Annotated in this window: 5 protein-coding genes, 1 tRNA gene and 2 rRNA genes (1 of these 8 cut by a window edge); 2 read left to right on the forward strand and 6 right to left on the reverse strand. The window is 46.0% G+C overall.

Annotation, left to right across the window (positions count from 1 at the left end):
• The first annotated feature begins 16 nt into the window (after positions 1 to 16).
• Together map and radC are read left to right on the forward strand one after the other, a co-directional pair.
• Positions 17 to 805 carry a type I methionyl aminopeptidase gene (gene map, locus QM529_04130; GenBank protein MDI9313850.1) on the forward strand — a complete coding sequence of 263 codons (789 nt, stop codon included), beginning with the start codon at positions 17 to 19 and terminating at the stop codon, positions 803 to 805.
• A gap of 23 nt (positions 806 to 828) precedes the next feature.
• Positions 829 to 1,506: a DNA repair protein RadC gene (gene radC, locus QM529_04135; protein ID MDI9313851.1), complete on the forward strand. Its 678-nt coding sequence runs from the start codon at positions 829 to 831 to the stop codon at positions 1,504 to 1,506.
• Positions 1,507 to 1,556: 50 nt separating this feature from the next.
• On the opposite strand, the gene QM529_04140 is transcribed toward radC, so the two are convergent.
• The 6 genes from QM529_04140 to QM529_04165 all read right to left on the reverse strand — a co-directional run.
• Positions 1,557 to 1,985, reverse strand: a complete 429-nt coding sequence (locus tag QM529_04140; GenBank protein ID MDI9313852.1) for a hypothetical protein — start codon at positions 1,983 to 1,985, stop codon at positions 1,557 to 1,559.
• A gap of 45 nt (positions 1,986 to 2,030) precedes the next feature.
• On the reverse strand, positions 2,031 to 2,450 hold the full coding sequence (locus QM529_04145) for a hypothetical protein (GenBank protein ID MDI9313853.1): 420 nt from the start codon (positions 2,448 to 2,450) through the stop codon (positions 2,031 to 2,033).
• A 372-nt stretch (positions 2,451 to 2,822) separates the two neighbouring features.
• Positions 2,823 to 2,939, reverse strand: a 5S ribosomal RNA gene (gene rrf, locus QM529_04150).
• 191 nt (positions 2,940 to 3,130) lie between these two features.
• A 23S ribosomal RNA gene (locus tag QM529_04155) occupies positions 3,131 to 5,903 on the reverse strand.
• A gap of 623 nt (positions 5,904 to 6,526) precedes the next feature.
• A tRNA-Ala gene (locus QM529_04160) sits at positions 6,527 to 6,602 on the reverse strand.
• Between the two features lie 135 nt (positions 6,603 to 6,737).
• Positions 6,738 to 6,801, reverse strand: the final stretch of a protein-coding gene (locus QM529_04165; protein ID MDI9313854.1) for a hypothetical protein. The gene runs 365 nt beyond the window's last position; the window shows 64 of its 429 coding nt (coding positions 366-429); the start codon falls outside the window, past its right edge; it ends in the stop codon at positions 6,738 to 6,740.

A 6,801-nucleotide genomic window follows, 5' to 3' on the forward strand; every position in this document is an offset into this window, starting at 1 on the left:
AACCAATTTTTTTATAATGACAATGCGTGAAATAAAATTACACGACCGTTCGGCATTTGTGGCAATGCGCAACGCCGGCCAATTGGCGGCACGGGTGATGGATTACCTGGCCCCGCATGTCGTGCCCGGGGTCAGCACTGGCAAGTTAGACCAGCTGGCGCATGATTTTATCATCGCCAACCATGCTATACCCGCGCCGTTGAATTACAAGGGGTTTCCCAAATCAATCTGCACGTCGGTTAACCACGTGGTGTGCCACGGCATTCCCGACGACAAAAAAATTCTGCTGGCGGGCGACATTATCAATATCGATGTCACGGTTATTTTGGACGGCTGGCACGGCGACACCAGCCGCATGTATTGGGCGGGCGAACCGCCGCTGAAAGCAAAAAAATTAACCGACGTAACATATGACGCGATGATGGTCGGCATCAAGGCGATAAAACCCGGCGGGCATTTTGGCGACATTGGCGCGGCGATACAAAAATTTGTTGCACCGCATCGTTACAGCATCGTGCGCGATTTTTGCGGCCACGGGTTGGGCCGCGTGTTTCACGACGAACCAAATGTCATGCACCATGCGCAACCCGAGCGCGGCGCGGCATTCCGCCCGGGCATGTTTTTCACGGTCGAACCAATGTTAAACATCGGCACGCACGAGGTAAAAGTATTGCAAGACGGCTGGACCGCCGTAACGCGCGACAAATCTTTGTCGGCGCAATTTGAACATACCGTCGGCATTGGCGAACATGGCGTGGAAATTTTCACCACCTCACCCGCCGGTTTACACCACCCGCCCTATTAAATAAATTAAAAGGCACAACCACCATGACCGAACAACATGATGGCCACCGCCAGCGGTTACGCCAACGATTTTTAAAAGACAATGGCGCGGCAATGGCGGATTACGAAATCCTCGAACTGCTTTTAACATTTGCCCTGCCGCGCATCGACACCAAACCTATCGCCAAGCAATTATTGGCCGAATTCAAAACCATCGGCGGCGTGTTGTCGGCCGACGCGACGCAATTAAGCCGGCACAAATTTATTGGCGAATCGTCGCTGGCGATGTTGAAATTGGTGCAGGCATCGGGCCTGCGCATGTTGCGCCAAGATGTCATGGCCGAACCACATATCATCAGCGGGTGGGAAAAATTATTACATTACCTGCACGCCACCATGGCGCGGGAAAAACGCGAAGAATTACGCCTGCTCCACCTCAACCATCGCTTCCTGCTTTTGCTCGACGAAAAAATTCAGCAGGGCACGGTCAACCACACGCCGTTTTACGTGCGCGAGGTTGTTAAACGGGTGATGGACGTCGGGTCGAGCCACATCATCGTTGTGCACAACCACCCGTCGGGCAACAACAAACCATCGTCGGCCGACATTGCCGAAACGCGCAAATTGGCCGAGGCATTAAAGGCGATGGACGTGGGCTTCCACGACCACCTCATCATCAGCGACCATGGGCATTATAGTTTTAAAAATTCGGGGCTGTTATGATTGATGAAAAAATCACTCCGTGATTTGTTCATGAACCCAACTTGTTTTATTCATTCGCACGAAGTAATTCGCACGAATGCAAGCACCAAAGCAAAGAAAGTTACAACACCTAATAAAATCGCAGAAGTATTTATTCTCCTAATTTTATTGTCCAATATATCTTGCCCTTTTTTTATCTCTTCATCAAAGTTATGGCCTTTGCCTTTTTGATAATAGTGCAATATGTTTCTTGAATCTTTAGAAAGCAAATTATATGAAGCTAAAGCAATTGCAATAACTGCAACTAGAATGCAAGCGAAACAAATGTAAACAAAAGCAGGACAAGGATAGTTTTGTTTATTACATTCAGTTAATAAATCACGCAATATAACAATCAACCCCCCTCCGAAAGCTGCGGCGTAATAGGTTTTAGTGTTCTCAGAACGAATAGTATCGATTATATTATCGAGCTCTTTTTCCTGCAAATTTTTTTTTGACATCAATTTTATCCTCGATTATTTATAAAAAATCCTAATCAAGTAATATTACTCTTCATAAATAACGATATTCTGATTGCTCAAGTCAATGCAGTATTTTTTATATAATTTATCCATTTCTACTTTTCCATCTAAATAACCTTCTACATTGGTAGACCAAATATTATCCTTCCCTGTTTCATAAGCCACAAAACGGAAAAACATAAGGCTCTTCTCGTCAGTGCTACGATTTACCTTACCACAGACCGCCAATAAATTATCAGACCTCTGCACTAATTTAACCCCCCAAAACTTGGCTGAGGTCGGGTCGGCAAGCATTCCTTGCACGCCCTCTTTGACAAAATTTATTTTTTCTTTTTTATCGGCATGCGATGCATAATAAAAGAATACAGCAACTAAAACAATTGCGCCTCCAATAACAAGCAAAGCCATTGGCCATCGTTTTTTATTCTTTTCTTTTCTAACCATGAGGGTAAAGTATTAAAATGCTTATAAAAAAGCAAGTAAAAAATTATAGGAATATGTGAAATTGATTGCCGTTCAATTACGGCAGTTTCGCGCAAGCATTTGCGCATATATAGGAATATGTAAAATTGTCTGCCGTTCAATTACGGCAGTTTTGCGCAAGTATTTGCGCATATATAGGAATATGTGATTTTCGCGCAATATAGGCGAAAGTGAAGTTTTACCGGTTGAAATTCACGCGGGCTTTGCGCATTATATTTGCGCTATCGCTTCGCTACTTGAGCGCGCTCGAGCAAAAAGATAAAACAATATCGATAATGAACAAATCACGGAGTGATTTTTTTCATCATGTGTATTGCCAACTGCAATCTGAAGGCTAGGCGGTGACCTACTCTCCCATTGCCTTAAGACATAGTACCATCGGCGCGGGAACATTTCACTTCCGAGTTCGGGATGGGATCGGGTGCTTTGCGTTCCGCCATTACCACCAAGCCATCGGATTGCAGTTGTTAATACATGGGCAAAAACAAAAAATCCTTTTACTGAGCAATGAACGCGAGTGAAAGGTTTGGAAAAACCAAACCATTACATTTGCAACTCATTGTCTAAACTTGCCACCCAAAATTGGTTGGCAAGTATAATGAAAAACCTGCCTTTTCAGTTAAGAAAAGATGGTTTTAATCATGAAAAAGAATCAATCGAACGATTAGTATGAATAAGCTCCACCATTTGCATGGTTTCCACCCTTCACCTATCAACGACATAGTCTATATCGGTTCTAATAGCGAGATCTGGTCTTGAGGCGAGTTTCCCAGCTTAGATGCTTTCAGCGGTTATCTCTTCCGAACATAGCTACCCAGCAGTGCCACAGGTGTGACAACTGGTCGACCAGCGGTCCGTCCTTCCCGGTCCTCTCGTACTAGGGAAAGCTCCTCTCAAATCTCGAACACCCATGGCAGATAGGGACCAAACTGTCTCACGACGTTTTGAACCCAACTCACGTACCGCTTTAAATGGCGAACAGCCATACCCTTGGGACCTGCTTCAGCCCCAGGATGCGATGAGTCGACATCGAGGTGCCAAACACCCCCGTCGATGGGGACTCTTGGGGGGTATCAGCCTGTTATCCCCGGCGTACCTTTTATCCGTTGAGCGATGGCCCTTCCACTCGGGACCACCGGATCACTAAGACCGACTTTCGTCTCTGCTCCAGCCGTCGCTGTCGCAGTCAGGCGGGCTTTTGCCTTTGCACTCTACTGTTGATTTCCGACCAACATGAGCCCACCATCGCGCGCCTCCGGTACTCTTTGGGAGGCGACCGCCCCAGTCAAACTACCCACCATGCAGTGTCCTTGCCCTTGATATAAAGGGATAAGTTAGACAGTAAAAACTTAAAGGGTGGTATTTCACCTTGTGACTCCACCGAATCTAGCGACTCGGTTTCAACGTCTCCCACCTAGGCTACACATCAACTTCCTACTGCCACTGCAAAGCTATAGTAAAGGTGCACGGGGTCTTTCCGTCTAACCACGGGAACTCCGCATCTTCACGGAGAATTCAATTTCGCTGAGCCTATGTTGGAGACAGTGGGGAGATCGTTACGCCATTCATGCGGGACGGAACTTACCCGACAAGGAATTTCGCTACCTTAGGACCGTTATAGTTACGGCCGCCGTTTACTGGGGCTTCGATTCATGGCTTGCACCTTTCCTCTTAACCTTCCAGCACCGGGCAGGCGTCAGACCCTATACATCGCCTCTTCGGCTTCGCAGAGTCCTGTGTTTTTGTTAAACAGTCGCCACCCCCTATTCTGTGCCCCCCTTTCTAACTTGCGTTAAAAAAGGGCTCTCTTTTCGCTAACTTACGAGAGTAATTTGCCGAGTTCCTTCAACATAGTTCACTCAAACACCTTGGTACATTTATACCACCCCACCAGAGTCGGTTTGTGGTACGGTCTATAGTATGGGCTATTTCCTGAAACAACCAGCTGGCCACAACAATCCAATAAGTCATGACCAATTTCGTCATTTGTCAACTCCATACAGGCTCAGGATTATTAACCTGATTCCCATCGACTACGGCTTTCGCCCTCGCCTTAGGGGCCGGCTCACCCTACGCGGATTAACCTTGCGTAGGAAACCTTGGGGTTCCGGTGAATCTGTTTCTCACAGATTTCGCGCTACTCATGTCTGCATTCGCTCTTCCGATACCTCCAACCAATCTCAAGATTGATCTTCACAGGCTTACGGAACGCTCCGCTACCACGCATGATGTTCGAAAACACCATGCATCCACAGCTTCGGTACATATTTTTAGCCCCGTTACATCTTCGGCGCAAGAAAACTTAAGTTTAGATCAGTGAGCTGTTACGCTTTCTTTAAAGGATGGCTGCTTCTAAGCCAACCTCCTGATTGTCTTGGTTTTCTCACATCCTTTAACACTTAAATATGATTTAGGGACCTTAGCTGGTAGTCAGGGCTTTTTCCCTCTCGACCACGGACCTTAGCACCCATGGTCTGTCTGCCAGTATAATACTCATCAGGTATTCGGAGTTTGGTTGGGTTTGGTAAGGCTCGCGCCCCCCTAGCCCATCCAGTGCTCTACCCCCTGTGGTAAATTCACTGACGCACTACCTAAATAGTTTTCGCGGAGAACCAGCTATTTCTGAGTTTGATTAATCTTTCACCCCTAGCCACAAGTCATCCAAAACTTTTGCAACAGTTACTGGTTCGGACCTCCGTTGGGTGTTACCCCAACTTCATCCTGCTCATGGCTAGATCACTCAGCTTCGGGTCTAATGCCACCAACTATGCGCCCTATTCAGACTCGCTTTCGCTACGCCTTCACCTATCGGCTTAAGCTTGCTGGTAACATTAAGTCGCAGACCCATTATACAAGAGGTACGCTGTCACCCCTCAAGGGGGCTCCAACTGCTTGTAAGCATTCTGTTTCAGATACTATTTCATTCCCCTTATCGGGGTGCTTTTCACCTTTCCCTCACGGTACTTGTTCACTATCGGTCGTATAGGAGTACTTAGGCTTGGAGCGTGGTCGCCCCATATTCAGACAGAATTTCACGTGTTCCGCCCTACTCGAATCCTCTTCCATCATTCATCCCATAAGGGGCTATCACCCTCTATGGCTGGCTTTTCCAAACCATTCTGGTTACAATGGATAGAGGCATTGGCCTCTGCCGCGTTCGCTCGCCACTACTAACGGCGTATCGTTGATATCTTTTCCTCCGGGTACATGAGATGTTTCAGTTCTCCGGGTTTGCTTTCTTCGATCTATTTATTCAACCAAAGAATCTCTCTAAAAAGAGAGGGGTTTCCCCATTCGGACATTTCAGGATTAACGCTTCTTGACAGCTCCCCTGAACTTTTCGCAGTCTGGCACGTCCTTCTTCGCCTCTATACGCCAAGGCATCCACAAAATGCTCTTGTCATTATCTTTTTCAAACTTTTGCGGGCTGATTGATTTGCACCAACCGACCCGCTAGATTCGAACTTCTGCTCGCCAAAAAATGTAAACATCTTTTGGCGATTCTTAAAGTCATCTAGTTCTTCTTTCAAAAACCATCTCCCTTAACTGAAAAGGCAGGTTTGCAAACCTGTTGTCCATCTCATGGGGCGAAGAATTCCGTCCTTGCGCCCCTTAATAAGAAAGGGTTTTTCATTATTGTTATTCGACATGAGTTGCATAATGTATCTTTTGTTTAGTTATTGCGCGCCATAACCGGTTATTAAAAAAAACCCACCACGAAGCGCAACCTATAAAAAGTCACTCGCAATTCATTGCTCAGCAAAAGAATTTTTTGTTCTATTTGCTTCACATATTCCTATAAACGATATTCAAAAACTTTGTTTTTTGCTTTTTTCAAAGCAAAATAACGACAGCGTTAAAAACGCCGCCGTTATTTTGTTTTTTTAAAACAATAACTTGGTGGAGCATAACGGATTCGAAAGCAATGCTGATTCAATAATTTGCTCTATGAGCAAATCATGCTCGTAAATTGCTATTCGCAATTTACCCTGCTTGAAACCAGCCGCTTCACCAACCTAGTTAATGCCCCAACAATTTGGTGGAGCATAACGGATTCGAACCGATGACCTCCTGCTTGCAAAGCAGGCGCTCTACCAACTGAGCTAATGCCCCAATATAATTGGCGAAAACCACTTGCGTGGTGTTCGCAAACCCTTATTTCTTTATATTATTCGCGCGAAGTAAATTCGCACGAATAGCAAAAGGCAATGCTTCGCTTTTTCTGTAACAACCTGACTAGCAAACCATTTACATGGCTAGCAAGCGATAAACCAGGGCTATCACAATCATGGCCACCAAACGATAAGCACAA

It is taken from the genome of Hydrotalea sp. (assembly GCA_030054115.1).
Taxonomy (GTDB): Bacteria; Pseudomonadota; Alphaproteobacteria; order JASGCL01; family JASGCL01; genus JASGCL01.

Excerpts from the sequence above, each read along its gene's own strand:
- QM529_04140 (MDI9313852.1), bottom strand. The coding sequence starts at position 1,985 with ATGTCAAAAAAAAATTTGCAGGAAAAAGAGCTCGATAATATAATCGAT.
- map (MDI9313850.1), top strand. The coding sequence starts at position 17 with ATGACAATGCGTGAAATAAAATTACACGACCGTTCGGCATTTGTGGCA.
- QM529_04145 (MDI9313853.1), bottom strand. The coding sequence starts at position 2,450 with ATGGTTAGAAAAGAAAAGAATAAAAAACGATGGCCAATGGCTTTGCTT.
- radC (MDI9313851.1), top strand. The coding sequence starts at position 829 with ATGACCGAACAACATGATGGCCACCGCCAGCGGTTACGCCAACGATTT.